The organism is Methylobacterium sp. Leaf125, assembly GCF_001423085.1.
In the GTDB taxonomy this organism is placed as follows: Bacteria; Pseudomonadota; Alphaproteobacteria; order Rhizobiales; family Beijerinckiaceae; genus Methylobacterium.
This window is the reverse complement of the sequence record NZ_LMNU01000045.1, coordinates 104,586-130,630: the sequence shown is the minus strand read 5'-3', so window position 1 is coordinate 130,630 and position 26,045 is coordinate 104,586. Positions and strand designations below refer to the sequence as shown.

24 protein-coding genes are annotated in these 26,045 nt (G+C 72.0%); 13 read left to right on the top strand and 11 right to left on the bottom strand.

Annotated elements, in window-relative coordinates; all coding sequences use genetic code 11:
• The first annotated feature begins 16 nt into the window (after positions 1-16).
• Both ASF58_RS20765 and ASF58_RS20760 read left to right on the top strand, forming a co-directional pair.
• Entirely contained in the window at positions 17-1,327 is a 1,311-nt protein-coding gene (locus ASF58_RS20765; protein ID WP_082513212.1) for an MFS transporter, read from the top strand.
• Positions 1,328-1,365: 38 nt separating this feature from the next.
• Positions 1,366-2,247: an amidohydrolase family protein gene (locus ASF58_RS20760; protein ID WP_244477424.1), complete on the top strand. Its 882-nt coding sequence runs from the start codon at positions 1,366-1,368 to the stop codon at positions 2,245-2,247.
• Positions 2,248-2,261: 14 nt separating this feature from the next.
• On the opposite strand, the gene ASF58_RS20755 is transcribed toward ASF58_RS20760, so the two are convergent.
• Positions 2,262-3,107, bottom strand: coding sequence for a transporter substrate-binding domain-containing protein (locus tag ASF58_RS20755; RefSeq protein WP_244477423.1), 846 nt, complete (start codon positions 3,105-3,107; stop codon positions 2,262-2,264).
• Between the two features lie 89 nt (positions 3,108-3,196).
• Here ASF58_RS20755 and ASF58_RS20750 point away from each other — a divergent pair, with 89 nt between their 5' ends.
• Positions 3,197-4,531, top strand: a complete 1,335-nt coding sequence (locus ASF58_RS20750; RefSeq protein ID WP_055957034.1) for an MFS transporter — start codon at positions 3,197-3,199, stop codon at positions 4,529-4,531.
• A 121-nt stretch (positions 4,532-4,652) separates the two neighbouring features.
• On the opposite strand, the gene ASF58_RS20745 is transcribed toward ASF58_RS20750, so the two are convergent.
• Together ASF58_RS20745 and ASF58_RS20740 are read right to left on the bottom strand one after the other, a co-directional pair.
• Complete coding sequence (locus ASF58_RS20745; RefSeq protein ID WP_055957032.1) at positions 4,653-4,901, bottom strand: hypothetical protein; 249 nt, start codon at positions 4,899-4,901, stop codon at positions 4,653-4,655.
• 196 nt (positions 4,902-5,097) lie between these two features.
• The gene (locus ASF58_RS20740) at positions 5,098-6,036 is read right to left on the bottom strand and encodes a glyoxylate/hydroxypyruvate reductase A (protein WP_055957030.1); all 939 of its coding nucleotides are present in this window, start codon (positions 6,034-6,036) and stop codon (positions 5,098-5,100) included.
• 141 nt (positions 6,037-6,177) lie between these two features.
• On the opposite strand from ASF58_RS20740, the gene ASF58_RS20735 reads away from it, so the two are divergent.
• Positions 6,178-7,767 (top strand): amidase family protein, encoded by a 1,590-nt coding sequence (locus ASF58_RS20735; protein WP_082513211.1) that lies wholly within the window; start codon positions 6,178-6,180, stop codon positions 7,765-7,767.
• On the opposite strand, the gene ASF58_RS20730 is transcribed toward ASF58_RS20735, so the two are convergent.
• The 4 genes from ASF58_RS20730 to ASF58_RS20715 all read right to left on the bottom strand — a co-directional run bounded on the left by ASF58_RS20730 (position 7,768) and on the right by ASF58_RS20715 (position 10,754).
• The gene (locus ASF58_RS20730) at positions 7,768-8,391 is read right to left on the bottom strand and encodes a hypothetical protein (RefSeq protein ID WP_055957028.1); all 624 of its coding nucleotides are present in this window, start codon (positions 8,389-8,391) and stop codon (positions 7,768-7,770) included. It lies immediately after the preceding gene.
• A gap of 74 nt (positions 8,392-8,465) precedes the next feature.
• On the bottom strand, positions 8,466-8,738 hold the full coding sequence (locus tag ASF58_RS20725) for a hypothetical protein (protein ID WP_055957026.1): 273 nt from the start codon (positions 8,736-8,738) through the stop codon (positions 8,466-8,468).
• A 537-nt stretch (positions 8,739-9,275) separates the two neighbouring features.
• Positions 9,276-10,277: an asparaginase gene (locus tag ASF58_RS20720; RefSeq protein ID WP_055957163.1), complete on the bottom strand. Its 1,002-nt coding sequence runs from the start codon at positions 10,275-10,277 to the stop codon at positions 9,276-9,278.
• Positions 10,278-10,376: 99 nt separating this feature from the next.
• Positions 10,377-10,754, bottom strand: a complete 378-nt coding sequence (locus ASF58_RS20715) for a helix-turn-helix domain-containing protein (RefSeq protein ID WP_055957024.1) — start codon at positions 10,752-10,754, stop codon at positions 10,377-10,379.
• A 134-nt stretch (positions 10,755-10,888) separates the two neighbouring features.
• Between ASF58_RS20715 and ASF58_RS20710 the strand changes: the two genes are divergently transcribed.
• From ASF58_RS20710 to ggt, 9 genes are all read left to right on the top strand, one after another.
• Positions 10,889-11,953, top strand: coding sequence for an SDR family oxidoreductase (locus ASF58_RS20710; RefSeq protein ID WP_055957022.1), 1,065 nt, complete (start codon positions 10,889-10,891; stop codon positions 11,951-11,953).
• A gap of 26 nt (positions 11,954-11,979) precedes the next feature.
• Positions 11,980-12,993, top strand: coding sequence for an EthD domain-containing protein (locus ASF58_RS20705; protein ID WP_055957020.1), 1,014 nt, complete (start codon positions 11,980-11,982; stop codon positions 12,991-12,993).
• A 132-nt stretch (positions 12,994-13,125) separates the two neighbouring features.
• Entirely contained in the window at positions 13,126-14,745 is a 1,620-nt protein-coding gene (locus tag ASF58_RS20700) for a gamma-glutamyltransferase family protein (protein ID WP_055957018.1), read from the top strand.
• Positions 14,746-14,880: 135 nt separating this feature from the next.
• Positions 14,881-16,371 carry an ABC transporter substrate-binding protein gene (locus ASF58_RS20695; protein ID WP_055957016.1) on the top strand — a complete coding sequence of 497 codons (1,491 nt, stop codon included), beginning with the start codon at positions 14,881-14,883 and terminating at the stop codon, positions 16,369-16,371.
• Between the two features lie 16 nt (positions 16,372-16,387).
• Positions 16,388-17,332 carry an ABC transporter permease gene (locus ASF58_RS20690; RefSeq protein ID WP_055957014.1) on the top strand — a complete coding sequence of 315 codons (945 nt, stop codon included), beginning with the start codon at positions 16,388-16,390 and terminating at the stop codon, positions 17,330-17,332.
• Positions 17,333-17,651: 319 nt separating this feature from the next.
• Positions 17,652-18,575, top strand: coding sequence for an ABC transporter permease (locus ASF58_RS20685; protein WP_082513210.1), 924 nt, complete (start codon positions 17,652-17,654; stop codon positions 18,573-18,575).
• A gap of 2 nt (positions 18,576-18,577) precedes the next feature.
• Positions 18,578-19,636 (top strand): ABC transporter ATP-binding protein, encoded by a 1,059-nt coding sequence (locus tag ASF58_RS20680; RefSeq protein ID WP_055957013.1) that lies wholly within the window; start codon positions 18,578-18,580, stop codon positions 19,634-19,636.
• A complete protein-coding gene (locus ASF58_RS20675; RefSeq protein WP_055957011.1) occupies positions 19,633-20,562 on the top strand; it encodes an ATP-binding cassette domain-containing protein in 930 nt (309 codons plus the stop codon). The genes ASF58_RS20680 and ASF58_RS20675 overlap by 4 nt, the downstream gene beginning before the upstream one ends.
• Before the next feature lie 32 nt (positions 20,563-20,594).
• Positions 20,595-22,172, top strand: coding sequence for a gamma-glutamyltransferase (gene ggt, locus ASF58_RS20670; RefSeq protein ID WP_055957009.1), 1,578 nt, complete (start codon positions 20,595-20,597; stop codon positions 22,170-22,172).
• Positions 22,173-22,188: 16 nt separating this feature from the next.
• Here ggt and ASF58_RS20665 read toward each other — a convergent pair whose 3' ends face one another.
• From ASF58_RS20665 to ASF58_RS20650, 4 genes are all read right to left on the bottom strand, one after another.
• Positions 22,189-23,127, bottom strand: coding sequence for a pirin family protein (locus ASF58_RS20665; protein WP_055957006.1), 939 nt, complete (start codon positions 23,125-23,127; stop codon positions 22,189-22,191).
• 176 nt (positions 23,128-23,303) lie between these two features.
• Positions 23,304-23,927 (bottom strand): response regulator, encoded by a 624-nt coding sequence (locus tag ASF58_RS20660; RefSeq protein ID WP_055957004.1) that lies wholly within the window; start codon positions 23,925-23,927, stop codon positions 23,304-23,306.
• Positions 23,928-24,025: 98 nt separating this feature from the next.
• Positions 24,026-24,445, bottom strand: a complete 420-nt coding sequence (locus tag ASF58_RS20655; protein WP_055957002.1) for a response regulator — start codon at positions 24,443-24,445, stop codon at positions 24,026-24,028.
• Positions 24,438-25,952, bottom strand: a complete 1,515-nt coding sequence (locus tag ASF58_RS20650; protein WP_156375822.1) for an ATP-binding protein — start codon at positions 25,950-25,952, stop codon at positions 24,438-24,440. The genes ASF58_RS20655 and ASF58_RS20650 overlap by 8 nt, the downstream gene beginning before the upstream one ends.
• Positions 25,953-26,045 lie beyond the last annotated feature (93 nt).

Sequence of the window (26,045 nt, the reverse complement as noted above, 5' to 3'; positions counted from 1 at the left end):
ATGAGGAAACGCCGCCATGTTGGACTGGTACCGCTCCGGCACGCCGACGGAGCGCAAGACGTTCTGGGCCTGCTTCGGCGGCTGGGCCCTCGATGCCCTCGACGTCCAGCTCTTCTCGCTGGTCGTGCCGACGCTCCTCGGCCTGTGGCAGATCAGCAAGGCCGAGGCCGGGCTGATCACCAGCGTCACCCTGGTGGCCTCGGCGCTGGGCGGCTGGATCGGCGGGGCGATCTCGGACCGCATCGGCCGGGTCCGGGCCCTCCAGGCGATGATCCTGTGGTTCGCCGTCGCCACCGGCCTCTCGGCCCTCGCGCAGGACTACACCCAGCTGCTCGTACTCAAGGCGTTGCAGGGCCTCGGCTTCGGCGGCGAATGGGCCGCCGGCGTCGCCCTGATGAGCGAGGCGATCCGGCCGCAGCATCGCGGCAAGGCGCTCGCCAGCGTGCAGAGCGCCTGGGCCGTGGGCTGGGGCGCCTCGGTCGGCGTGTTCACCCTGGCCGCGGCGCTGCTCCCGCCGGACATCGCCTGGCGCGCGGTCTTCGCCGTCGGCCTCGCCCCGGCGCTCTTGGTGGTCTGGGTGCGCCGGAACGTACCCGAGCCCGGGGTCGTGCCGGCGGCGCCGTCGCACGGCGCAGGTCCGCGCCCCTCCGTCCTGACGACCGCCCTGTCGATCTTCGCGCCGGAGCACCTGCGCGTCACCCTGGTCGGGCTCCTCCTCGGCACCGGGGCCCATGGCAGCTACTACGCGGTGACGAGCTGGCTGCCGACCTACCTGCGCACCGAGCGCGGCCTGTCCGTGCTCGGCACCGGCGGCTACCTCGCGGTCATCATCGTGGCGTTCTTCTGCGGCTGCCTCGCGGCCGCCGCGTTGCTCGACCGGATCGGCCGGCGCCTGACCGTGGGGCTCTTCGCCGCCGCCTGCGTGGTGGTGGTGCTGGCCTACGTGTTCCTGCCCTTCGGCGACACCGCGACCCTGCTCCTCGGCTTTCCCCTCGGCTTCTGCGCTGCCGGAATTCCGGCCTCGCTCGGGGCGCTGTTCTCCGAGCTCTATCCCGGCGGCCTGCGGGGGACCGGTGTGGGCTTCTGCTACAATGCCGGCCGGATCGTCTCGGCGGGCTTCCCCGTCCTCGTGGGCCATCTCAGCGAGCGCATGAGCCTCGGCGCCGCCATCGGGATCGATGCGGCCGTCGGCTACGGCCTCGTGGTCCTGGCGGTGCTGATGCTGCCCGAGACCCGCGCCAAGGACCTCGGCGAGACCGCCGCCCCGCGCGCCGTCGCGCTCCCCGGGGCCGCCGGCCGGCGCCTGCCGCAGAAGGCCACGCCATGACCCTGACGCGACGCCTCTTTCAGACGGGAGCCTTGTCCATGGTGGGCGGATCGGTGCTGGCGCGGCGGGGTGCGGCGCAGGATGGGCCCGAGACCCTGCAGGCGGTCGACACCCACGCCCATGTCTTCCGGCGCGACTGGCCCCTGGCCGATACCCGCCGCTACGCGCCCGGCTACGACGCCACCCCCGAGGATTACCTCGCGGTGCTCGACGCGCACGGCATCGCCCAGGCGGTCCTGGTCCAGCCGAGCTTCTACGGCGACGACAATCGCGGCCTGCTCGACGCCCTGGCCCGCGCGCCGCAGCGCCTGCGCGGCATCGCGGTGGTCCGCCCCGACGGACCGCCCGAGACCCTGAAGGCCTTCGCCGCCCAGGGCATCGTCGGCATCCGCCTCAACCTGATCGGTGTCGCCGACCCGGATTTCGCGGCGCCGTCCTGGCAGCGGCTCCTGCGGAGCGTGGCCGATCTCGGCTGGCAGGTCGAGGTCCAGGCCGAGGCGCGGCGCTGGCCGAGCCTGCTGCCGCCCCTCCTCGACAGCGGCGTGCGGGTGGTGGCCGACCATTTCGGCAAGCCCGATCCCGCCCTCGGCATCGACGATCCGGGCTTCCGGCACCTCCTCTCGGCGGGGCGAACGGGCCGGGTCTGGGCCAAGCTGTCGGGGAGCTACCGCAACGGGCCGGGCGAGACCGGCGAACGGATCGCCCGGGCGGCGCTGCCCCTGCTGAAGGACGGTCTCGGCCTGAAGCGCCTGGTCTGGGGCAGCGACTGGCCGCACACCCAGTTCGAAGGGGTCGCCTCCTACGACCGGGTCCGGGCCCAGCTCGACGGCTGGCTGCCCGACCCGGCCGAGCGCCGCATCGTCCTGCAGGAGACGCCGCGCGCCCTGTTCGGACTGCCGGCCGGGCGGGTCCCGACGTGAGGGATGCGCGCCGGTCAGGGCGCCGGCGGGGCGACGACCGCGTCGGCCTGCCCGCTCGCCGCCAGGGCCCTGGCCACGAAGCCCGAGGCCTTCTGGGCCTCGATGAAATCGCGCAGGGCCGCGGCGACGCCGGGACGCGCCTTCGGGCTCGCCACGGCCTGCTCGATCACCATGAAGCGGCCGGGCAGGATGCGCAGGCCGGCATGGTCGCGCACGTAGGTCTCCAGCGGCTGGCGCACCGAGGCCAGGACCTCGGGCCTGTCGCGCAGGAACAGGGTCAGCGCCGCGGCCGAGGTCGGCGCATAGACGCGCTCGGCCGCCGTGAGGTGGCGCCCGAGATAGAGGTCGTAGGCCGTGTTGCGGCCGACCGCGATGCGGATGCCCGGCCGGTCGACCTCGGCATTGTCGGTGAGAGGCGACTCGTCCCGGACGAGGTAGGCGCCCTCGATGATGACGTAGGGCGGGCTGAACGCGATGCTCTGCCCCCGCTCCGGGTCGATCGCCAGGAAGGCGACGTCCCAGCTTCGCGCGCCGCCGAGGGCCGCCACGACGGCGCCCGCCGTGTCGAAGGTCTCGAACGCCACCGGCAGGCCGAGCCGGCGACCGAGTTCACGGGCGAGCTCCGCCGAGACGCCGGCCGGCTGGCCGTCGCTGCCCCGCTGCGCCAGCACCGGGTTCCCGTAGTTGATCGCCGCCCGCAGCGTCCCGGTGGGGGCGATCGCGGCAGGCAGGGCGGAGGTCGGGTCGAGGGCCATGGCGGTGTCCTTCAGGGGCGACAGGAAGAACGCGAGGGCGGCGAGGTTCAAGGCGGCGAGGGTCGCCCGCCGCCGCCCGCGCCGATCCCGCAAGGCCGTCTTCACGCATCCGTCCATTCGGCCCTCGCAGCGGGGCGCCGGGCCGGCGCATCCGCCCCGGCCACCCGATCCCCGATTGTCCCGGAGCCACCACGATGAACGCCATCCCCGTACGGCCCGACTCCCCGCCCGACGAGGCGGTGGTCATGCGCAAGGTCGGGCTCCGGCTCGTGCCGTTCCTGATCCTCTGCTACTTCATCGCCTATATCGACCGGGTCAATGCCGGCTTCGCCGCCTTGACCATGAACAAGGATGTCGGCCTGAGCCAGGCCATGTTCGGCATCGGCGGCGGGCTGTTCTTCCTCGCCTACGTGCTGTTCGAGGTGCCGAGCAACATCGCCATGGAGCGCTTCGGCGCCCGGGTCTGGATCGCCCGCATCATGGTGACCTGGGGCCTCGTCGGGGCGGCGATGGCCTTCGTGACCGGTCCCTGGACGTTCTATCTCGGTCGCTTCCTCCTCGGCGCGGCGGAGGCCGGGTTCTTCCCGGGCGTCATCCTGTACCTGACCTACTGGTTCCCCAAGGCCTACCGCGCCCGGATCGTCGCCACCTTCATGGTGGCGATCCCGCTCTCGAGCTTCCTCGGTTCGCCGCTCTCCGCCGCCCTGCTGCAGATGGACGGCATCGCCGGCCTGCGGGGCTGGCAGTGGCTGTTCCTCATGGAGGCGATCCCGGCCGTGCTCCTCGGCCTCGCCGCCCTGGCGCTGCTGCCGAGCCGTCCGGCCGACGCCGCCTGGCTGACGCCCCGGGAGCGGGCCTGGCTCACCGACCGCCTCGCCGCCGACCGCGGCGGCGGCGCGAGCCCCGTAGCCGACCACCTGCCCCTGTGGAAGGTGCTGTCGAACAAGTACGTCTGGGCCCTGGCACTGATCTATTCCGGCAGCTCGGCCACCAGCAACGCCCTGTCCCTGTGGATGCCGCAGATCCTCAAGTCGTTCGGCCTGTCGAACCTCGAGACGGGCTTCCTCAACATGATCCCGTTCGGCATCGCCTCGGTGTTCATGATCCTGTGGGGCCTGCGGGCCGACCGGTCGGGGGAGCGGGTCTGGAGCACGGCGCTGCCGCTCGCCGTCACCGCCGCCTGCCTGCTCGCCACCTCGCTGACGAATTCGCTGACGGTGACGCTGGTGCTGCTCAGCCTCGTCCTGATGGGCAACTACGCCATCAAGGGCCCGTTCTGGGCACTGGCCACCGAGTGGCTCTCGGCCGGCACCGCCGGGGCCGGGATCGCGGCGATCAACACCCTGTCCCACCTCGGCACCGGCAGCGCGACCTGGCTCCTCGGCGTCATCAAGGACGCGACCGGGAGCTTCCCCCTGGCGCTGCTGCCCCTGGTGTTCCTCACGGCCTCCGGCAGCGTCATGGTGGTCGCCCTCGGGCGCGCCGCCCGCAGGCGGGTCGGCCTGCGGGAAGCGGCGGGGGTGTCCTAGAGCTTCTCAGGGATCGGTCGGAACCGGTGATCCCGAAGAGACAAACGCCAAGACCGGAACTGAGGGTCTGTCTGGCTCAGGATGAGCCTGACAGACCCTAGGGCCGGCCGGGCCGACGGGACTACTTTTTGTCCTGGCTGTGGCCGTGGGCATGGCCGTCCGTGTCGGAATGCAGCGGCTTGCCGTCGGGACCCTTCTCCTGCGCCTCCCGCACCCGGGGATCGTCGCTGTGGTTCGGTCCGCCGGAGACGGAGCCGAGGTTCGGCTTCACCTGCTCGGGGTTCGACGCGTTGCCGTGTCCGTCGACGGCGAGGGCCGGGGCCGCCGCGAGCAGGCCGGCGGTGAGGAGGGCGAACATCGTGGTCTTCATCGGTCTGTCTCCAAGGTCGAAACGGCGTGGGCCGCTTCGAAGCAGGAGATAGCCAAGCCGTTTGTCTCGCCCGTGCCGCCCCTGTGACGAAGCATGTCAGCGTCCCGCCCCGCGGCGCGGCCCTGTCGCGGGGCTGCGGGCCCCCGGTTTCCGGGCGAGTCCGCGGCTGATGCGCCTGACCGGGATGCGCAGCCTGTCAGTAGCCGCGCGTCCGGTCGATCCCCGCCGGCGCACGGCCCGTGCGGCGAAACTCCGCCACCGCCTCGGCGACGAGCGCGGCGGCCGAGGCCATCTGCGTCGGAGCCGCGACGTGGGGCAGGATCGTGATCGCCGGATGGGTCCAGAGGCGGTGATCCGGCGGCAGGGGCTCCTCCGGGAACACGTCGAGGATCGCGTGGCCGAGGGCGCCCGTCGCCAGGGCCGCGAGCAGATCGTCCTCGACGACGTGCGCGCCGCGCCCGAAATTGACCAGGGCGGCGCCCGGCGGCAGCTGGCGGAACGCGTCGGTCTTCAGGATGCCGCGGGTGTCGGGGGTCAGGGGCAGGAGGTTGACCAGGATGTCGGCCGTCGCGAGGCTCTGCGCGAAACCGTCCGGGCCGCTCGCGACCGGAATCGTCCCGTGCGCGGTGCCGGACCGGCTCCAGCCCCGGACGGGAAAGCCGAGGGCGCGCAGGAGGTCGGCCGCGGCTCGTCCCATCTCGCCGAGGCCGAGGATCGTCACGCGGCGCTCACCGGCCGGGCGGACCGGGTGCTGGCGCCACGTCCCCGCGCGCTGCTGCGCGGCATAGAGCGGGAAGTCGCGGTGCAGGTGCAGGACCGCCGCCGCCACCGCCTCCGCCATGGCGCGCGCCAGGGTCGGGTCGATGAGTCGCCGCACGGGCACGTCGGGCAGCGTGTCGTCGAGGACGAGACGGTCGACGCCGGCCCAGAGGCTCTGGATCCAGCGCAGGTTCGGCAGGCCCGCGAGGGACCCCAGCGGCGGGTTCGCCACGATGGCGATCTCCGCCGCGCCCACCGGGGCACCGTCGGAGACGGACGCGATTCGCTCTCCCGGCATGGCTGCGCCCAGGGCCTCGCGCCAGGCTGCCTCTTCCGCGGCCGGAAGGCTGGTGACGAGAAGAAGGGGGGAGGGCATGAATTCGGATCTCCTCGGGGCCGGCGCGCATCGTCCGGCGACGGGATCACCCGCGATCGGCCCGGCGTCAACGCAGCGGCTTGACCATCGCGGTCCGAAGCCTGCCTGATCGCGGGCCGTCTCGATCAGCACCGGAATGCCATGCCCCCGATCGCCCTCGCCAGATCCGCCTGCCTCGTCGCTCTCGCCGGCGCCGTCCTTGTCCAGGCCGACCCCGTCGCGGCACAGGCGCCGGCTCCGGCCCCCTTCCGGGTCGAGGACGCGACGATCGCCGGGGTCCGCGAGGCCCTCGCCTCCGGGCGCATCACCTGCCGCGGTCTGGTCCAGGGCTATCTGGACCGCATCGCCGCCTACGATCAGGCCGGCCCGAAGCTCGCGGCGATCCGGGCGCTGAACCCGCAGGCCCTGGCGCAGGCCGAGGCCTACGACGCGGACCGGGCAGGGGGCGCGGCCAAGCCCCTCGGCTGCGTGCCCCTGCTGCTGAAGGATAATTACGACACCGCCGAATTGCCGACCACCGGCGGTTCGGCCGCCCTCGCGGGAGCGCAGCCGGCGCAGGATGCCACCGCGGCGGCGCGCCTGCGCGCCGCCGGCGCCATCGTGCTGGCCAAGGCGAACATGCAGGAGCTCGCCCTCGGCGGGGTCTCGGTGAGTTCGCTGGGCGGCCAGGTCCGCAACCCCTACGACCTGACCCGTACCCCCGGCGGCTCCAGCGGCGGCGTCGGCGCGGGCATGGCCGCCGGCTTCGCCCTCGGGGGGCTCGGCAGCGACACCGTGAATTCGATCCGCTCGCCCGCCTCGGCCAACAACCTCGTGGGCCTGCGCGTCACCCAGGGGCTGATCAGTCTCGCGGGCATCATGCCGGTCTCGAAGACGCAGGACGCCATCGGGCCGATCACCCGCACGGTGGCGGATGCGGCGGCCCTGCTGCAGGCCATGGCCGGCACCGACCCGGCCGATCCCCTCACCGCCGCAGCCGCCGGCAAGGTCGCGCCGAGCTACGCCGCTGCGCTGAAGCCCGATGCCCTCAAGGGCGCGCGCCTCGGCGTCGTCCGGGTCCTGTTCGGGACCAAGCCGGAGCATGCGGAGGTCAACCGCGTCATGCAGACCGCCCTCGACGCCCTGGAGGCGGCGGGCGCCACCCTGGTGCGGATCGACGACCCGGCCTTCGAGGCCGACGCCCTCAACCGCGAGGACGACGTCCAGACCTACGAGTACAAGGCGCTGATGAACGGCTATCTGGCCTCGATCCCCAATGCGCCGCACAAGGACCTCGCCGGCATCCTGGCCTCGGGCCAGTTCCACCGCGCCGCCCTGGAGTCGTTCCTCAAGGCCGCCGAGGCGCGCCGGGACGGCATGGCCGAGCCCGAGTACAAGGCCCGTCTCGGGCGGATCGCCGCCTTCAAGGCCCATGTCGCCGAGGTCTTCGCGGCCCAGAAGCTCGACGCCCTGGTCTACCCGCTGCAGAAGCGGCTGGTGGTGCCCATCGGCGAACTCAACCAGGCGGATCGCAACGGGATCGTCGCGGGGCTGACGGGCTACCCGGCGATCGACGTCCCAGCGGGGTCCTCCGAGGCCAGCGCGACCGCGCCCGCGGGCGTGCCGGTCGGCATGGACCTGCTCGGTCAGCCCTGGAGCGAGGCGAAGCTCCTCGGTCTCGCCTACGCCTTCGAGCAGGCGACCAACCTGCGTCGTCTGCCGGCGAGCACGCCGCCGCTCGAGGCGCGCTGATCAGGCCACGAGGGTCGGGGCCGGCACGAGGTCCCGTACCCGCCACATCGCGCGGGCGAGGTGGGAGCGATAGGGTGCGAAGGGCTGGGTGAACGCCTGCGTGTCGGTGCAGCCCGTCAGGCGTCGGAGGCTGCCGACGGCGGCGACGTCGCCGGCCGGCCAGATGTCCGGATCGTGATAGTGGAAGATGCCGATCACGTCGGCCGTCCACTGTCCCACGCCCTTGATGCTGCGCAGGATCGCCGCGCGTTCCGGGTGGGGCAGGGTGGCGAGGGTGGGACCGAATAGGCCCGCCTCGTCCGCGGCGCGGATGGCCTGCACGGCCCGCACCTTGGCGCCCGAGAGCCCGCAGCCGCGCAGGGTCTCGGCATGCGCTTCGACGAAGAGGTCGCGGGGTACCCCGTTCCGCAGGCGTGCCGCTTCTTCGACGCGGGCCCAGATCGCCGCTGCGGCACGGGTCGAGAGTTGCTGGTTCACGACTTCCAGGGCGAGGCGGTCCGCGACATGGGCGTGGGTCGGCGGATCGATCGGCACCGGCCCGAGATGCGCGAGGGCGTCGTGAAGCGATGCCGACAACCCCCGGGCGGTGGCCAGGAGGTGCAGGTGCGGTTCAGGGTCGGACATCGTGCGGTTCGGCGGGGACGGGGCGAACGGACAGGGAAAGGCCTCGGCCCCGCGAAGGGGCCGAGGCGGTTGGCTCAGCGGTCGCGGCGCTCGCGCGTGATCGTGGTGCGCTCCTCGCGACGCTCGATACGGTCGTCGCGACGATCCGGATCGACACCGAGGACCCCGCCGACCGTGCCGGTGGCCGCGCCGACGGCGCCGCCCACCACGCCGCCGATCGGGCCAGCTGCACGGTTGCCGTCCTCGACGCCACGCTCGGCGCCCCGGATGGTGCCCTGGGCCTGCGCCGTGCCCGCGAGGGCGACAGGGGTGAGCAGGAGGGCGGTGGCGATGACGAATGACTTCATGAAAGGAACCTCGCGTCGATGGTTTCGGATGGCCGGTCACGCCGTCGCGACCGGTTCGGCATGTCCCATCAACGGCCGAGACGCCGAAAGGTCGCAGAATTCGTTGGACGAGGCGCGGGAGAGCGTGGTTTCAGCGGGCGCGCCGATGTCGGTTCGCAAGTCTTCCTGGCTGCCTCGCCCCATCGGCATCAGGGTGTCTGGCTTGGCCGGGAACGAGGCTGCCGGGCAGGAACGCGCCGTTCTTCCCTGCGCCTCTCTCGGACGCTCCCCTGGTCACGCGGAAAGGCGTAGCGCTCCGCCCCGGCGGGTCTCGGGCCTGCTCGAGAACTGTCGAGCCCGAGGGGAGAGGGTGGAGGTGCGGGTGGCTGAGCCGTCCGCGACGGACGGAGGCTTGCGGAACCATCCCCACGCCTGAGCTCGCCCCGCGCGGGGAGAGGGACGTGCCATGACGTCGAACCGGCCGCTCGGCCGATCCAGAGATCGCGATGGGCGTGCCCCGCGTGACATCCGCGGCCGTCGGGCGGCGCACCACCGAACTCAGTACGTCGCGAACATCGCGGCGATCTCGACCGGATCGCGGCTGCGGGTCAGCGCCAGCGCGAGCAGGATCCGCGCCTTCTGCGGCGTCAGGTTGTCGGCGCTGAGGATGCCCCGCTCGCGCAGGCGCGTCGTGACAGGCACCACGCCGCTGCCGGCGCGGGTGGACTGGACCACCACCACCCCGGCGGCCACCGCCTCGGCCAGGGCGTCGGCCTCGCTCGGGGGCGTCATGCCGGGGGCGAGGCCCGCCGAGACGATGCCCAGCGCACCGGCCGCCACGAAGGCGCGCACGGCGGTGCCGTCCGCGTCGGCATAGGCGTAGGCGACGTCGACCCGGGGCAGGGCGGCCAGCCCGTCCAAGGCGAACGGCGTATCCGGGGCATGCCGGCGCTCGGGGCGGCGGTAGTAGCGCACATGCGGTCCGTCGACGTGGCCGAGGACGCCGAAATCCGGCGTGCGGAAGGTCTGCAGCCGGCCGACCGAGGTCTTCGTCACCTCGCGGGCCGCCTGGATCTCGTCGTTGAGCACCACCAGCACCCCGCGCCCGCGCGAGGCCGGGTCGGCGGCGACCCGCAGGGCCGCGACGAGGTTGAGCCCGGCGTCGCTCGACAGGGCGCTGATCGGACGCTGGGCCCCGACGAGGACGACCGGGCAGGCCACCGTCAGGGTCAGGCCGAGGGCGTAGGCGGTCTCCTCCAGGGTCGCGGTGCCGTGCCCGATGACGATGCCGGCAAGGTCGGGATGGGCCTCGGCGAGCTCCGCGCAGAGGGCGGCGAGGGCGCGCCACTCGGCGAAGCCGATGGCGGGGCTCGGCACCGCGCGGAACGGTACCGCGATCACCTCGGCGACGCGGCCCGCCTCGGGCACCCGCTCGAGGATCGCGTCGGCCGCGAGGCGTTGCCCGGTGGCGGTGTAGTCGAGGACGTCGAGGGAATCCCAGCCGAGGGACGAGATCGTCCCGCCCGTGCCGATGAAGGCCACCTTGGATCGTGTCGCCATCGTGTCGTCGTCTCCGTCCACCTGCGCGCATCAGCGGGCGCCCGTGAGGCGCCCCGGCGGGCCCCCATGCAGGAGACTTGCCGGAGCGGGCCTCGCCCGTCAGCGGCGGGAGGTCGGACGGGGCTTCAGGTCGTCAAGGGCATCGGCATTGGCCCGACCCCAGGCGTAGAGAAGCTCCACCGGCTCGACGAAGCGGCCGCCGAGGGGGGTGAGGCGATACTCCACCGCGGGCGGTACCGTGCCGGCCACGTGCCGGGTCAGGAGCCCGCTCGCCTCCATGTCCCGCAGGGTCTGGGTCAGCATCTTCTTCGAGATGCCCGGCAGGCTGCGCTGGAGGATACCGGTGCGGGCCCGGCCGGCATGGCGGGCGTGCAGGGTGTGCAGCACCATGCTGGTCCACTTGGTCGCGAACAGTTCGAGCACCCGGCGCGGCGCGCAGTCCTCGCGCCAGGCCTCGTCCGCGCTCAGCCTCTCCATGGTCGTCGCCCCCTGGGTGGGTACCGTTGGGTGCCTAGGACCCCAATCGGTGCCGTCTGGTCAGGGGCGGACTGTCTCCATAGGTCGGTCGTCAGATCAAGCCAGAGACTTCCATGACCAGGACGGAGACTTCCATGACCAGGACGGCCCTCATCGCCGGCGTCAGCGGCATCGTCGGTAACAACCTCGCCCGCCACCTCGTCGCGGAGGGCTGGTCCGTGGCCGGCCTCGCCCGGCGCCCGCCGGCCGACATCGCCGGCGTGACCCCGGTGGCCGCCGACCTCCTCGACCCCGAGAGCCTGCGCGGCGCGCTGGCGGACGTCCGCCCCACCGACGTCTTCATCACGACCTGGCTGCGCCAGGAGACGGAGGCCGAGAACATCCGCGTCAACGGCGCGATGGTGCGCAACCTCCTCGACGCCCTGCGGCCGAACGGGGGCGTGGACCATGTCGGCCTGGTCACCGGCCTCAAGCACTATCTCGGACCGTTCGAGGCCTACGGGAAGGGCACGCTGCCGGCCACGCCGTTCCGCGAGGACCAGGGCCGCCTCGACGTCGAGAACTTCTACTATGCGCAGGAGGACGAGGTCTTCGCCGCCGCGGCGCGGGACGGCTTCGGCTGGAGCGTGCACCGGCCTCACACCATCATCGGCTACGCGCTCGGCAACGCCATGAACATGGGCGTGACCCTGGCGGTCTACGCCACGCTCTGCCGCGAGACCGGCCGCCCGTTCCGCTTCCCGGGCTCGGCCGCCCAGTGGAACGGGCTCACCGACATGACGGATGCGCGCATCCTCGCGCGCCAGCTCGCCTGGGCCGCGACCACGCCGGCGGCCCGCAACGAGGCCTTCAACATCGTCGATGGCGACGTCTTCCGCTGGAGCTGGATGTGGGGCCGGATCGCCGACTGGTTCGGCGTGGAGCCGGCGCCCTTCGACGGCGCGATCCTCCCCCTGGAGCAGCAGATGGACGGGGCCGCCCCGCTCTGGGCCGAGCTCGCGGCCCGGCACGGCCTCAAGGAGACCGATCTCGGACGCCTCGCCTCGGCCTGGCACACGGATGCGGATCTCGGCCGGCCGATCGAGGTCGTCACCGACATGAGCAAGAGCCGGCGCCTCGGCTTCCTCGACTACCAGGCCACCGACGACGCGTTCTTCGACCTGTTCGCGCGCCTGCGGGCCGAGCGGGTCATTCCGTGACATCCGCCCCCGGCGAAGGAGCCCGCATGACAGACCGGACCGCCCCGGACCTCGCCCGCTCGGACATGCTGCAGCGGCCGCCCCACGGAGCGGCCACCCGCGCGACGACGAAGCCCCTGATCGTCACCCCGACCTTCGTCTCGCGCAGCGACGACTCCCCCCTGGAGCGGCGCCCGCGCGACCCGGGATCGAATGTCGGCCGGGACGGGCGGGCGGTGATGCGCCCCGACCGTCATCCCGAGGCCGTGGCGCTGGAGCCCGATCCCAACCTCGCCTTCGAGCACTGGGACGCGTACTGGCGGAAGGTGCACGGGCCGAAATTCGCCTACGCGGAGCCCGGGACCCAGAACGACCGCGTGTTGCGCTACGATCAGGTCCACCGGGTCGCATCCGGGCCATCCTCGGGCTTCCGGCCGCCCTACCGGGCGATGGTGGAGGCCGAGGGCAGGCTGGTGTCCGATCCGGCCGCGCGGGTGCCGGCCTACCAGCGCCCGAGCTTCGACGGCTTCGCCTACATCGCCTACGCGGAGACCGACGACATCGCGGCGGTGCTCGGCCAGGAGCAGTACGCGGCCCGCATCGTCGCGGACGAGCGGACCGCCTTTCGCATGGTCACCCGCGCGGTGGCGCGGGAATACATCCTCATCCCGAGCGCGCGCCACCGCGACCCGGTCAGCCTCGTGAAGATCCACCGACGCCGGGCGCACCTCTCCCGCACCGCGTTCCAGGAGGCTTGGCTCGGGGCCCAGGCCGATCTGGTCTGCGCCCAGGAAGCGACCACGCAGTACGTTCGCCGCTATTCCCAGCTGCATCCGTTCGGGTCGACCCAGGCCGATCCCGAGGGCTCCAAGATCGACGGAATTTCGGTCCTGTCCTTCGACTCCCTCAACGACGTCGAAGATTACCTGGTGACGCCCGACCATGCGGTGATCGAGGCGGCGGAGAATGCACTCGCCGATCCGGAGACATCCGAGTTCTGGACGGCGATCAACTACAGCGTCATCAACCGCCTGATGCCGGAACTGGCGACGGATCGCTGAGGAAGAGCCGCCGCGGCGGCTCACTCACCTTGCCGGAGCTTCGATTTCGCGCGTCGAAAATTCTTCGACTTGGCGGACCCGGCGTTTGTCTCCATCATCGCCGGATCCCCCGATGCGTGAGGCCGCGATCCGATGAAGCCGTTCGACTGGACCACCGGCTACCCCACCGTGCGGATGCCGATCTTCGGCCGCAACATGGTCTCGACCTCGCACGCCCTCGCGGCCCAGGCCGGCATCCGCATGCTCTGGCAGGGCGGCAACGCAGTGGACGCCGCCATCGCCACGGCGGCGGCCAAGACCATCACCGAGCCCTGCAGCAACGGCCTGGGCTCGGACGCCTTCTGCATCCTGTGGGACGGGCGGCAGCTGCACGGCCTCAACGCCTCCGGCGGGGCACCGGCGGCCTGGACCCCCGACTACTTCACCCGGAAATACGGTGCGGCCGAGCGGCCGCCCATGCGAGGCTGGGATTCCGTGACGGTGCCGGGCGCCGTCGCGGCCTGGATGGCCCTGAGCGAGCGCTTCGGGAAGCTGCCCTTCGCCGACCTTCTGCAGCCCGCCATCGACATCGCCGAGCGCGGCTACCTCGCGCCGGTGGTGGTGCAGCAGAAATGGGCCGCGGCTGCGCGGGTCGCGGACCTCGTGCGGCAGCCGGGCTTCGCCGAGACCTTCCTGCCCCACGGTCGCGCCCCGCACGTGGGCGAGCGCGTCACCCTGCCGGGCATCGCCCGCGCCCTGCGGGCGATCGCGGAGACGAAGGGGCGCGCCTTCTACGAGGGCGAGATCGCCGAGGCCATGGCTCGGCACGCCGCCGCCCATGGGGGCGCCATGACGATGGCCGATCTCGCGGCCTTCCGGCCCGAATGGGTGACGCCGACGGCCAAGGACTACCGGGGCTATAAGCTCCACGAAATCCCGCCGAACGGGCAGGGCATCGCCGCCCAGATCGCCCTGGGGATCCTTGAATCCTTTGATCTGGCGGGTCTGGCCCCGGATGGCCCGGAGGCGCAGCACCTCCAGATCGAGGCGATGAAGCTCGCCTTCGCCGACACCTACCGCTACGTCTCCGACGCGCGCTCCATGGAGGTGACCCCGGAGGCGATGCTCGATCCGGCCTACCTGGCGGCGCGGGCGAGGCTGATCGACCGGCACCGTGCCCAGGAATTCGGCGCCGGCAACCCGGTCCGGGGCGGCACCATCTACCTCACCGCCGCCGACGAATCCGGCATGATGGTGAGCTTCATCCAGTCGAACTTCATGGGCTTCGGCTCCGGCGTGGTCGTGCCCGAATGGGGCCTGTCCCTGCAGAACCGCGGCTACGGCTTCGTTCTGGACGAGGCCAGCCCCAACGTGGTGGCGCCCGGCAAGCGGCCTTTTCACACCATCATCCCGGGTTTCCTCACCCAGGGCGGAGCGCCGGTGATGAGCTTCGGCGTCATGGGCGGCAACATGCAGCCTCAGGGCCATCTGCAGACCCTGGTACGGATGATCGACCACGGCCAGAACCCGCAGGCCGCCTGCGACGCGCCGCGCTGGCGCTTCAATGCCGGGCTCGAGATCAACGCCGAGGCGGCGATGCCGGCCGCGACCCTGCAGGGCCTGGTGGAGCGCGGCCACCGGGTCGACGTGATCGAGGACAGCTACCAGGATTTCGGGGCCGGCCAATTCATCTGGCGGATGGGCGACCCCGGCACCGAGGGGTATGTCGGCGCCAGCGATCCCCGTCGCGATGGACAGGTGGCGGTCTGGTGAGGCCGGGTCGTTGCCAAGCGGTTCGCTGGCACAGATAATGTATACACTTTCGAACGTCTTCCCGGTTCGCGCCGATCCGCCCTCCCGTGCGGCGGATCTGCGATCCGGACCGATCCCAGTTCTGAAGGAAGCTTGATGCTGCGTCTGTTCGCTGCCGGCCTCGTCGCGGGCATTGCCGCGCTCTCTCCTGTCCAGGCGCAGACCCTGCGCTTCGGCCTGATGGAGGACCCGGACGCCCTCGACCCGACGCTGGCGCGCACCTTCACCAGCCGCATGGTCTTCGCCGCGATGTGCGACAAGCTCGTGGATATCGGGCCCGACCTGAAGCCGGTGCCGCAGCTCGCCACCAGCTGGAGCCTGTCGGAGGACCAGAAGACGCTCACCATGACCCTACGGCCGGGCGTGCGGTTCCATGACGGCGAGAAGCTCGACGCGGCGGCGGCGAAGTACAGCATCGAGCGCCACCTGAAGCTGCCCGGCTCGCAGAGGCGCGGCGAGATCGCGCCGATCGACCGGGTCGAGGTCGTCGACGACCTGACCTTCAAGATTTTTCTCAAGACGCCGTTCGCGCCCCTGATGGCGCAGTTCACGGATCGGGCCGGGATGATGGTCTCGCCCAAGGCCGCCGAGCGCCTGGGCGACAAGTTCTCCACCGCCCCCGTCTGCGCCGGGCCGTTCAAGTTCGTCGAGCGGGTGCCGCAGGACCGGATCGTGGTCGAGCGCTTCGACGATTACTGGAACAAGGACCAGATCCACCTCAAGCGCATCGAGTTCCGGCCGATCCCCGACGGCACCGTGCGGTTGACCAACCTGCGGGCCGGCCAGCTCGAGCTCCTGGAGCGCCTGACCCCCACCGACCTGCCGCAGGTGACCCGCGACCCGAAGCTCAAGATCGGCTCGACCATCGAGCTCGGCTTCCAGTCGATCGTCTTCAACCCGAACAGGGCCGGCTCGGCCGTGGCCGACCCGCGCGTGCGCGCCGCCTTCGACCTCGCCATCGACCGCAACGCCCTGAACCAGGTGGTGTTCAGCGGCGAGTTCCTGCCCGGCAACCAGTGGGTCTCGCCCAAGCACCCGGCCTACGTGAAGGACTATCCCCTGCCGAAGCGGGACGTCGCCAAGGCCAAGGCCCTGCTGGCGGAGGCCGGCATCCCGAAGCCGTCCGTCACCCTGACGGTCTACGCCAACAACGAGGCGCCGCAGGTGGGGCAGGTCATCCAGGCGATGACCCGCGAGGCCGGCTTCGACGTGAAGCTCCAGGCCACCGACTTCACCACCGCGCTGGACGCCGCCGACAAGGGCAACTTCGACGCCTACCTCTATTCCTGGAGCGGCCGGCCCGACCCGGACGGCAACACCTTCAGCTTCCTGGCCTGCAAGACGCCCCTGAACTACGCCCGCTACTGCAACCCGGAAGCGGATGCGGCGCTCGCCGCCGAGCGCGCCACGGTCGATCCGGCCCAACGGGCCGAGGCCTGGAAGCATTTGGCCGACCGGGTCATGGCCGACCGGCCGCTGATCTACCTGTTCCACCGCAAGCTGTTCTGGGCCTACAGCAACAAGCTCACCGGCTTCACGCCCTATCCCGACGGCCTCGTGCGCTTCACCGGCCTGACGCTGAACTGAGGCGGGAGCCCGGCCGATGCTGCGCTTCCTCGTCCAGCGCCTGGCGCTCGCGATCCCCACCCTGGTGATCGCCTCGATGATCATCTTCACCCTGCAGCAACTGCTGCCGGGCGACACGGCCACCGCCCTGTCGGGCGAGGAGCGCGACCCCGAGGTCATCGCCTTCATCCGGCAGAAGTACCACCTCGATCAGCCGCTTCCCGTGCGCTACGCCCTCTGGGCCGGCGGCGTGCTCCAGGGCGATCTCGGCGAGTCGATCCGCCTGCAGAAGCCGGTCATCGACCTCGTGATCGAGAAGCTGCCGGTCACCCTGGAGCTCGCTTGCCTCGCCATGCTGGTGGCCCTGGTGATCGGCGTGCCGATGGGCATCCTCTCGGCGGTCAAGCGCGGTACCGCCGCCGATACCCTGGCCAACGGCATCGCCCTGTGGGGCCTGTCGGTGCCGAACTTCTGGCTCGGCATCCTCATGATCCTGCTGTTCTCGGTCCAGCTCGGATGGCTCCCGGCCTCCGGCTACGTCTCGCCCTTCGAGAGCCTGTCCGAGAACCTGCGCTCCATGGCGATGCCGGCCTTCGTCCTCGGCAACGCCATCGCGGCGGTGATGATGCGCCACACCCGGGCGGCGATGCTGGGCGTGCTCGGCTCGGACTACGTCCGCACCGCCCGGGCCAAGGGCGTCTCGCCCTTGCGCCTGATCCTGCGCCACGCCCTGCCCAATGCCGCGATCCCGATCATCACCCTGGGCGCCCTCGAATTCGGGCAGCTCCTGTCCGGCGCCGTGCTCACCGAGCAGGTCTTCTCGGTGCCGGGCTTCGGCAAGCTGATGGTCGATGCCGTGTTCAACCGCGACTACGCCACCGTGCAGGGCGTCGTGATCTGCACCGCCACCACCTACGTCCTCCTCAACCTCGCGGCCGACCTCCTCGCGGCCTTCGTCAACCCGAAGCTGAGGCGCGCGTGAGCATGGCGGCACTTCCCCTGCACCGGCATTCCCCCGATTCAAGCGCGGGTGTCCCCCGTTCCGGGCAGGGTGATCGCGCGCACGCGGCATTCTCCGAAAACAGGCCTTGCGGCACCGCGTCGTCCCGGGGCCGCGCAGCGGGGCCCGGGATCGGGACACGCAGGTGGTGCGAGGTTTCAGGCCGTCGGCGTCCCTGGAGGCCGGGCTCGCCTGCGGCGCCCCGGAACGACGCGATGCCCGGATCTGGGATCGCCTTCGCTTCCGGCAGCGCGAGCCCGACGTACCGACCCCGCCGGGACGACATGCGTCGGAGGCGTCGATGACCAAGGCCGTCACCGCTCCGACCGTCATCGCTCCGACCGGCGTCGCCCTGCCGTCTGCCGCGCCCCCGCTCCGCAGCGAGCCCGGTCCGATCCGCGCATTCTGGGCGCGCCTGACCGCACGGCGGACCGCCATGGTCGGCCTCGTGATCGTGGTGGCGCTGATCCTGATGGCGGTCTTCGCCGACTGGATCGCGCCCTACGATCCCATCGCCACCGACTGGGGCGCCATCCGCGCCGCGCCCAGCTGGGCGCACCCGTTCGGCACCGATGAGGTCGGGCACGACGTGCTCTCGCGCATCGTCTTCGGGGCGCGGGCCTCCCTGGGGGCGGGCCTGACCTCGGTGGCCCTCGCGGTGGCCCTCGGCCTGCCGTTCGGGCTGCTGGCCGGTTATGCCGGGGGCGTGATCGACATGGTGATCATGCGCCTGACCGACGCGCTGCTGGCGATCCCGTTCCTGATCCTCGCCATCGCGCTCGCCGCCTTCCTCGGCCCGAGCCTGACCAACGCCATGGTGGCGATCGGCCTGTCGGCGACCTCGACCTTCGTGCGCCTGACGCGGGCGCAGGTGCAGGCGGTGGCGGCGGAGGAGTTCGTCGAGGCCGCCCGTGCCGTCGGCAATCCGCCCTGGCGCATCGCCATCCGCCACATCGTGCCTAACATCGTGCCGGCGATCCTGGTCCAGGCGACCCTGACCATCGCGGCCGCGATCATCGCCGAGGCCAGCCTGTCCTTCCTCGGCCTCGGACAGCAGCCGCCCGAGCCGTCCTGGGGCTCCATGCTCAACGTCGCCAAGAACTTCCTCGAGCAGGCGCCCTGGATGGCGATCTGGCCCGGCGCCTCGATCTTCCTCGCGGTGCTGGCCTTCAATCTGCTCGGCGACGGCCTGCGCGACGCCCTCGATCCCCGGCAGAGGACCTGACGATGGTGCGAGAAGCTCCGGCGCAGGAAGATTCGGCGCAGGCGAAGCCGATTCTGCTCGACGTCCGTGACCTCGCCGTCGCCTTCGACAGCGAGGGCGGCGCGGTCCACGCGGTCAACGGCGTGTCCTATACCCTCGCCGAGGGCGAGACCCTCGGCATCGTCGGCGAATCCGGGTCCGGCAAGAGCGTGCACGTGCTGGCGATGCTGGGCCTGATCCCGCGTCCGCCCGGCCGCATCACCGGCGGACAGGTGCTGTTCGAGGGCCGCGACCTCCTCGCCCTGCCGGAGCGCGCGCTGCGGACGGTGCGCGGCGGGCAGATCGGCTTCGTGTTCCAGGACCCGATGAGCTCGCTCAACCCCGGCATGACGGTGGCCGCGCAGATCATCGAGCCCCTGCGCATCCATCTCGGGCTCGACGGCCGCGCCGCCCGCGCCCGGGCCCGGGACCTCCTCGACCTCGTGCGCATTCCCCAGGCCGGGGCGCGCCTCGACCAATATCCGCACGAGTTCTCCGGCGGCCAGCGCCAGCGGGTGATGATCGCCATCGGCCTGTCCTGCCGCCCGAAGCTGCTCATCGCCGACGAGGCGACGACGGCCCTCGACGTCACCGTGCAGGCGGAGATCATCGCCCTGGTGCAGGAGCTGAAGCGGGAGATCGGCATGGCGATCGTCTGGATCACCCACGATCTCGGCGTGGTGGCGGGCATCGCCGACACCGTGCAGGTGATGTATGCCGGCCGCATCCTCGAGCGCGGCCCGGTGGACGACATTTTCCGCGATCCCCGGAGTGCGTATACGCTCGGGCTCCTGCGCTCGCTGCCGGATCTGAGCCGCGGCCGGGCCGGGCGCCGGCGCCTGCACCAGATCGAGGGGGCGCCCCCCGACATGCGCTACCCGCCGCCGGGCGACCCCTTCGCCGCGCGCAACGTCTACGCGACCGCGCGCTGCCTCGCCGAGGCGCCGCCCCTGGTCCAGGCCCCCGGCGCCGCGCCGGGCCACCTCGTGGCCGCCTGGTACGATCTGCCGGCGCGCCTCGCCGCCGAGGAGGCCGCCCGATGAGGCCCGAGCCCGCCGACCGCTACCCGCTGCTCTCGGTACGAAATCTCCGCAAGCACTACCCCTTGCGCAGCTGGTGGGGCGGAAAGGGCTCGGTGTTCCGGGCGGTGGAGGATGTCAGCTTCGACATCCGGCCCGGCGAGACCCTCGGCCTCGTGGGCGAGTCCGGCTCGGGCAAGTCCACCATCGGCCGCGCCGTCACCATGCTGAACCCGCCCAGCGCCGGCACCGTCGCCTTCGAGGGCACCGACCTCGCCAAGCTCTCCGCCGGAGAGATGCGCCGGATGCGCGCCCGCATCCAGATGGTGTTCCAGGACCCCTACGCCGCCCTCAACCCGCGCATGAGCATCGGTGACTACGTGGCCGAGCCGTTCCGGCTGCACCGGCCCGGCATGGCGCGGGCCGAGCGCCGCGACGAGGTCGAGGGCCTGCTGGCCCGGGTCGGGCTCGATCCGCGCTTCGCCCAGCGCTACCCGCACCAGTTCTCCGGCGGTCAGCGCCAGCGCATCTGCATCGCCCGCGCCATCGCGCTGAAACCGAGCTTCATCGTCGCCGACGAGCCGATCGCCGCCCTCGACGTCTCGATCCAGGCCCAGGTCGTGAACCTGCTGCAGGACCTGCAGGACGAGCTCGGCATCTCGTACCTGTTCATCTCCCACGACCTGCGCATGGTGCGCTACCTGTGCCAGCGCGTCGCCGTGCTCTGGCACGGCCGGGTGGTGGAGCTCGCCGAGGCGGACGCCCTCTACGAGGACCCGCGCCACCCCTACACCCGGCGCCTCCTCAGCGCGGTGCCGGTGCCGAACCCCGTGGAGGAGCGCGCCCGCCTGCGCGCCGCCTCCCTCCTGCCCACGGCCGACCCGGATGCCACGGGCGGCCTGGTCGAGGTCGCCCCCGGCCACTGGGTCGCCGACACCCGCTACGCCTGATCCTCCAGGATTCGCTTCAAGGACCCGACGCCGTGAGAGATTTCTCGAAACCGGGCCGCTCGCCCGTCTATGCCGCCCAGGCCGCGGTCGCGACCTCCCACCCGCTCGCCTCGCTGGCGGCCATCGAGATCCTGAAGGCGGGGGGCAACGCCGTCGACGCCGCCATCGCGGCGGTGGCGGTGCAGGGCGTGGTCGAGCCGGCCATGACCGGGATCGGCGGCGACTGCTTCGCCCTCTATGCCCCGAAGGACGCTGCCGTTCCGATCACGCTGGACGGCTCCGGCCGCAGCCCCGCGGCCGCGCACGATGCCTGGTACGTGGAGAACGACGTGGCCATCGCGGCAACTTCGCCGCATGCGGTCACGGTACCGGGCGCCATCGCGGCCTGGGCGCGGCTGCTCGCCGACCACGGCACCCGCAGCCTCGGTGAACTGCTGCAGCCCGCGATCCGCTACGCCGAGGACGGCTACGCGGTCCAGCCGCGGGTCGCCTACGACTGGGCGCGCAACCGCGACAAGCTGCGGGCCGATCCGGGCTCGGCCGCCGCCTACCTGATCGACGGGGAGGCGCCGAAGGTCGGCACGATCATGCGCCACCCGAAGCTCGCCGCCACCTTGCGGCGCATCGCCGAGCACGGCGCCGCCGGCTTCTATGAAGGCCCCGTGGCCGAGGACATGGTCGCGCGCCTGCGCGACCTCGGCGGCCTGCACACCCTCGAGGACTTCGCCAGCGCCGCGCCCGAATACGTGACGCCGATCTCGACCCGCTACCGCGGCTACGACGTCTACGAGTGTCCGCCGAGCGGCCAGGGCCTCGCCGCCCTGATGATGCTCAACGTGCTGTCGCAGTACGACGTCGGCGCGCTCAGCGAGCTCGACCGGGTCCACCTCTTCGCCGAGGCCTGCAAGCAGGCCTACCACCACCGCGACGCGCTCTTCGCCGATCCGGTGGTCAACGCCGTGCCGGTCGAGCACCTGCTCTCCCAGGCCTGGCAGGCGCGGGCGCACGGCGCCATCGACATGGCCCGTGCCCAGGCGCCGGTGCTGTGGCCGGAGATCCGCCACACCGACACGGTCTACCTCTGCGTAGTCGACCGCGACGGCAACGCGATCTCGCTGATCAACTCGATCTTCCAGGGCTTCGGCAGCGGCATCACCGCGCCGGAGAGCGGCGTGCTGCTGCACAATCGCGGCTTCTCGTTCCGGGTCGAGCCGGGTCATCCCAACACCATCGCGCCGCGCAAGCGGCCGATGCACACCATCATCCCCGGCATGCTGATGCGCGACGGCGCGGTGGTGGCGCCCTTCGGCGTGATGGGAGGGCACTATCAGGCCATGGGCCACGTCGAACTGCTCACCGGCATCATCGACCGGGGCCTCGACGTGCAGGAGGCGCTGGATGCCCCGCGCAGCTTCGCCTATGGCGGCGGCGTCGAGTTCGAAGCCGGCTTCGCCCCGGGGCTCGCCGAGGGGCTGGCCGCCCGCGGTCACATCACGGTGCCGGCCCCGGTCCAGATCGGCGGCGGCCAGATCATCTGGATCGACCCGGCGACGGGCATGCGTGCCGCCGGATCCGATCCGCGCAAGGACGGCTGCGCCCTCGGCTACTGAGGCGCGGGAAACCAGCTCACGGGTAGCGCACCGGCGCCGGCTGCTCGGGCAGGGGGATGAACTCGGATTCCCCCGGCACGGTGTCGAAGCGGGCTTGGCGCCAATCCTCCTTGGCCTGCTCGATCCGCTCGGGCCGCGAGGAGACGAAGTTCCACCAGAGATGGCGCGGGCCGTCCATCGGCTCGCCGCCCAGGACCATGAAGCGAGCGGTCTCGGTCGCCCGCACGCTGATCCGGTCGCCCGGCCGGAAGACGAGGAGCTGGCCCGGGCCGAACCCGTCCCCCGCGATCGCGATGGCGCCCGAGACCGTGTAAATCGCGCGCTCGTCGTAGGTCGGGTCGAGGGGCAGCACCGCGCCGGCCTCGAGCCGCACGTCGGCATAGACCATCGGGCTCGACGTCCGCACCGGCGATTTCGCCCCGAAGGCCTCGCCGGCGATCAGCCGGACGGTTTTGCCCTCGCCGGTGAGGATCGGCAGCGCATCCGCCTCGTAATGTTCGAAGGCCGGCGCGGTCTCCTCGTCCTTGCCGCTCAGCGCGACCCAGCTCTGGAGACCGAACAGGGTCGAGCCGGTCCGACGCAGGTCCGATCCGGTGCGCTCGGAATGGGTGATGCCGCGCCCGGCCGTCATCCAGTTCAGCTCGCCCGGCCGGATCGGCAGCGCGGTGCCGAGGCTGTCCCGGTGCATGATCTCGCCCTCGAACAGGTAGGTCACCGTCGACAGGCCGATATGCGGGTGGGGGCGCACGTCCATGCCCTGGCCGAGTAGGAACTCGGACGGGCCCATCTGGTCGAAGAAGATGAACGGGCCGACCATCCGGCACTCGGTCGACGGCAGGGCACGCCGCACCGCGAAGGAGCCGAGGTCCCGCGAGCGTGGCACGATCAGGGTCTTGATCGCGTCGCAGCTGAAGGGGTCGCCCGGGATCGGGTCGTCCGCACTGTGCCAGCTCATTCGATGTCCTCCTGCATCAGGGCCGCCAAGCCGGACCGGTCCCGCGCCGACCGTCGCGCCGGGCGTGCCGAGCCTAGCACGCGAGGCGGCTCCGGGTGCGGGCCGGTCACCTGTGGGGCCGGGGGGACGGGATGGATTGTCGAATCCAACTTTGCTTTGAACCTTCGCGCCGTGCCTCAGCGCTGGCGGGTCGCCGCCACGCCGATCTGGTCGGCCATGCGCACGAGGTCGGCCAGGGACCGGGCCTGCATCTTCTCCATCACCCGCCGCTTGTGGACCTTGGCGGTGATCTCGGTGATCCCGAGTTCGGCGGCGATCTGCTTGTTCATCAGGCCGCCGATGGCGCAGCGCAGGACGTCCAGTTCGCGCGGGGTCAGGGCCTGCAGGCGCTCGGCCACGGCCTCCCGGGCGCGATGGGCCTCCAGGGCCGCCGCATCGGCTGCGAGGGCCCGGTGCACGGCGTCGAGCAGAACCTCGGCCACCACCGGCTTCGTGAGGAACTCGCTCGCGCCGCCGCGCATCGCCCGCACCGTCATTGGGATGGTGCCGAAGCCGGTCAGGAAGATGATCGGCACGGTGCTGCCGGCCGAACGCAGGGCTTCCTGGACCGAGAGGCCGTTCTCCCCGGCAAGTCGAACGTCGAGGAGGATGCATTCCGGTGCGGTCCGGACCCGTGTCGCGGCGAGTCCAGCGGCATCTCCGTGACCGACCGCAAGCAATCCGCTCGACCGGCACAGGCGCATCAGCGCGCAGCGCAGGGCCGGATCATCGTCGACGATATGGACGGTCGCTTCGGACATCTTCCAGAGGAGTGCGAATACGCAGGGCTGGCTTACAAGATACGGACCAACCCGGTGCATCATCTGCGGCTTGGCCACTGCTGATCTGGGCCTGCCTATCACGGGTCGCGCGTGATGCCGAGGACGCTGCCCAGGCAGTGTTCGAACTGCTCGGCGTCGAAGGGCTTGGCGAGGTAGGCGAAGGCGCCCGAGGCCAGCGCCCGCGCGCGGCTGGCCTCGCTGGGATAGGCCGTCATCACGATGACGGGCAGCGTCGGCCGGCGCAGGCGCAGGAGGCGCAGGAGGTCGAGACCGCTCAGGCCCGGCATCTGCACGTCCGTGACGACGACGGCGATCCCCGCATCGTCCGCCGCCTTCAGGAGTGGCTCGGCCCCCGCGAAGGGAGCCGGGGCGTAGCCGAGGGAGCGGGCGAGCCGCGACAGGGCCGAGCGGATCGCCGGGTCGTCGTCCACGATGGCGACGACGGGCGCTCGCGGCGCCGAGTTCCGGGTGGAATCGCCCGCGGCGGATTCAGCCATGGGCGGGTCCGGCGACCGGGAGGGTGAAGTGGAAGGCGGCCCCGCCTCCGGGCGCGGCATCGGCCCAGATGTCGCCGCCATGCGCATCGATGAGGTTACGGCAGATCGCGAGCCCCATGCCCATCCCGCCCGCCTTGGTCGAGTGGAACGGCTCGAAGATCCGGGCGCGCCGCTCGGGCGCGATGCCGGGGCCGGTATCGCTGACGTCGACCGCCACCGCGTCGCCCGTGGCCCGGATCGTCACGGTGACGTCGCGCGGTCCGTCCCCCTCCGCCATCGCCTGGGCGGCGTTCAGGAGCAGGTTCACGAAGACCTGCTGCAGGCCAATCGCATCGGCGTCGATCCAGGGGATGTCCCCCTCCGCCGCGATGTGGACGGCGGCCCGGTGCAGGCGCAGCTCGCCCTCGACGAGCAAGTTCGCGTCGCGCGCCGCCTGGAGGAGATCGACGGCGGCGGAGGCGCGCGGGGCGTTGCCGAGATAGGACCGGGTCCGGGCGATCACGTCGCGGGCGCGGGTCGCCTCGGTCACGACGTCGTCGAGGGCCGCCGAGGCTTCGCCGATCTCCGGCACCGGGCGCCGCAGCCAGCGGGCGGCGGCCTGTGCGTTGGCCAGGATGGCCGCCAGGGGCGAATTGACCTCATGGGCGATGGAGGCACTCAGCGCTCCCACGGTGGTGATGCGGGAGGCGCGCGCTAGCGCGGTGTCGGCCAGGGCGAAGCGCTGCTGCGCCTGCTTGAAGGCCGTGACGTCGAGGGCCGTCACGACGATCTCGGAGAAGCCGGCCAGGTCCCGGGGCAGCATGGCGGTGAACAGCATGTCGACCTCGCTGCCGTCGGCGCGCACCACGTGGGCTTCCGAGCGGAAGAAGCGGTCGCCCCGGCCGAAGGCCACCAGCCACTGCACGAAGGTCTGGTCGGTGTCCGGCAGGAGACGGTCCAGGGGACCCAGAAAGGCCTCCTTGCCGGAGGCGCCCGTCTCCTCGACCGTGAAGCCGTTCACGTCGGTGACGATGACCTGCCGGCGCAGGGCACGCAGCGCCTCCGGCCGGCTGGCGAAGTGGGATTCGATGTCCACGGTGCCGGCCCGGCGCAGGGCCATCACCGCCTCGCCCGCCGCCGTCCAGTCCTCGCGCCACATCGAGATGCCGGAGCGCTCGAAGATGGCCGCCAGGCGCGTCTCGCTGATCCGGTGCCGCTGTGCCTGTCGGGCCGCCAGGGTGAGGGCCGCGCCCCCTGCCACGAGGGCGAGCCCGATCAACACCGCGGCCGATGCACCGCCCCCGGCCGCGGCGGCCCAGCCCGCGAGGCCGGCGAGGCCCAGGGGCGGCAGGATCAGCAGGGCCGCCGTGCCGACGGCCGCCGCCCAGGCCCGGCGCGGGCTCGTCGGTGCGGCCAGCATCCAGGCCGGCAGGTCGTCGCTGCCGATGGGCCCGTCATGGGCCGAGGCGGAGGCCCGGCTCGGCCAGCGGGAGAAGACCTGCCGCGACAGCGTCTGTCGCGACAGCATGGGGCCTGAGAACCGTTGCCGCGAGAAACCGTGCCGCATGCACCTCATCCACCGGGGTCCGCCAGGATAGCGGGCCCGCGCCCGGGGGTCTCC

Bases quoted from the DNA above. Each gene is read 5' to 3' on its own strand.
- ASF58_RS20765 (WP_082513212.1), top strand. From the start codon at position 17: ATGTTGGACTGGTACCGCTCCGGCACGCCGACGGAGCGCAAGACGTTC.
- ASF58_RS20760 (WP_244477424.1), top strand. From the start codon at position 1,366: ATGGTGGGCGGATCGGTGCTGGCGCGGCGGGGTGCGGCGCAGGATGGG.
- ASF58_RS20750 (WP_055957034.1), top strand. From the start codon at position 3,197: ATGAACGCCATCCCCGTACGGCCCGACTCCCCGCCCGACGAGGCGGTG.
- ASF58_RS20745 (WP_055957032.1), bottom strand. From the start codon at position 4,901: ATGAAGACCACGATGTTCGCCCTCCTCACCGCCGGCCTGCTCGCGGCG.
- ASF58_RS20740 (WP_055957030.1), bottom strand. From the start codon at position 6,036: ATGCCCTCCCCCCTTCTTCTCGTCACCAGCCTTCCGGCCGCGGAAGAG.
- ASF58_RS20735 (WP_082513211.1), top strand. From the start codon at position 6,178: ATGCCCCCGATCGCCCTCGCCAGATCCGCCTGCCTCGTCGCTCTCGCC.
- ASF58_RS20730 (WP_055957028.1), bottom strand. From the start codon at position 8,391: ATGTCCGACCCTGAACCGCACCTGCACCTCCTGGCCACCGCCCGGGGG.
- ASF58_RS20725 (WP_055957026.1), bottom strand. From the start codon at position 8,738: ATGAAGTCATTCGTCATCGCCACCGCCCTCCTGCTCACCCCTGTCGCC.
- ASF58_RS20720 (WP_055957163.1), bottom strand. From the start codon at position 10,277: ATGGCGACACGATCCAAGGTGGCCTTCATCGGCACGGGCGGGACGATC.
- ASF58_RS20715 (WP_055957024.1), bottom strand. From the start codon at position 10,754: ATGGAGAGGCTGAGCGCGGACGAGGCCTGGCGCGAGGACTGCGCGCCG.
- ASF58_RS20710 (WP_055957022.1), top strand. From the start codon at position 10,889: ATGACCAGGACGGCCCTCATCGCCGGCGTCAGCGGCATCGTCGGTAAC.
- ASF58_RS20705 (WP_055957020.1), top strand. From the start codon at position 11,980: ATGACAGACCGGACCGCCCCGGACCTCGCCCGCTCGGACATGCTGCAG.
- ASF58_RS20700 (WP_055957018.1), top strand. From the start codon at position 13,126: ATGAAGCCGTTCGACTGGACCACCGGCTACCCCACCGTGCGGATGCCG.
- ASF58_RS20695 (WP_055957016.1), top strand. From the start codon at position 14,881: ATGCTGCGTCTGTTCGCTGCCGGCCTCGTCGCGGGCATTGCCGCGCTC.
- ASF58_RS20690 (WP_055957014.1), top strand. From the start codon at position 16,388: ATGCTGCGCTTCCTCGTCCAGCGCCTGGCGCTCGCGATCCCCACCCTG.
- ASF58_RS20685 (WP_082513210.1), top strand. From the start codon at position 17,652: ATGACCAAGGCCGTCACCGCTCCGACCGTCATCGCTCCGACCGGCGTC.
- ASF58_RS20680 (WP_055957013.1), top strand. From the start codon at position 18,578: ATGGTGCGAGAAGCTCCGGCGCAGGAAGATTCGGCGCAGGCGAAGCCG.
- ASF58_RS20675 (WP_055957011.1), top strand. From the start codon at position 19,633: ATGAGGCCCGAGCCCGCCGACCGCTACCCGCTGCTCTCGGTACGAAAT.
- ASF58_RS20665 (WP_055957006.1), bottom strand. From the start codon at position 23,127: ATGAGCTGGCACAGTGCGGACGACCCGATCCCGGGCGACCCCTTCAGC.
- ASF58_RS20660 (WP_055957004.1), bottom strand. From the start codon at position 23,927: ATGTCCGAAGCGACCGTCCATATCGTCGACGATGATCCGGCCCTGCGC.
- ASF58_RS20655 (WP_055957002.1), bottom strand. From the start codon at position 24,445: ATGGCTGAATCCGCCGCGGGCGATTCCACCCGGAACTCGGCGCCGCGA.
- ASF58_RS20650 (WP_156375822.1), bottom strand. From the start codon at position 25,952: ATGCTGTCGCGACAGACGCTGTCGCGGCAGGTCTTCTCCCGCTGGCCG.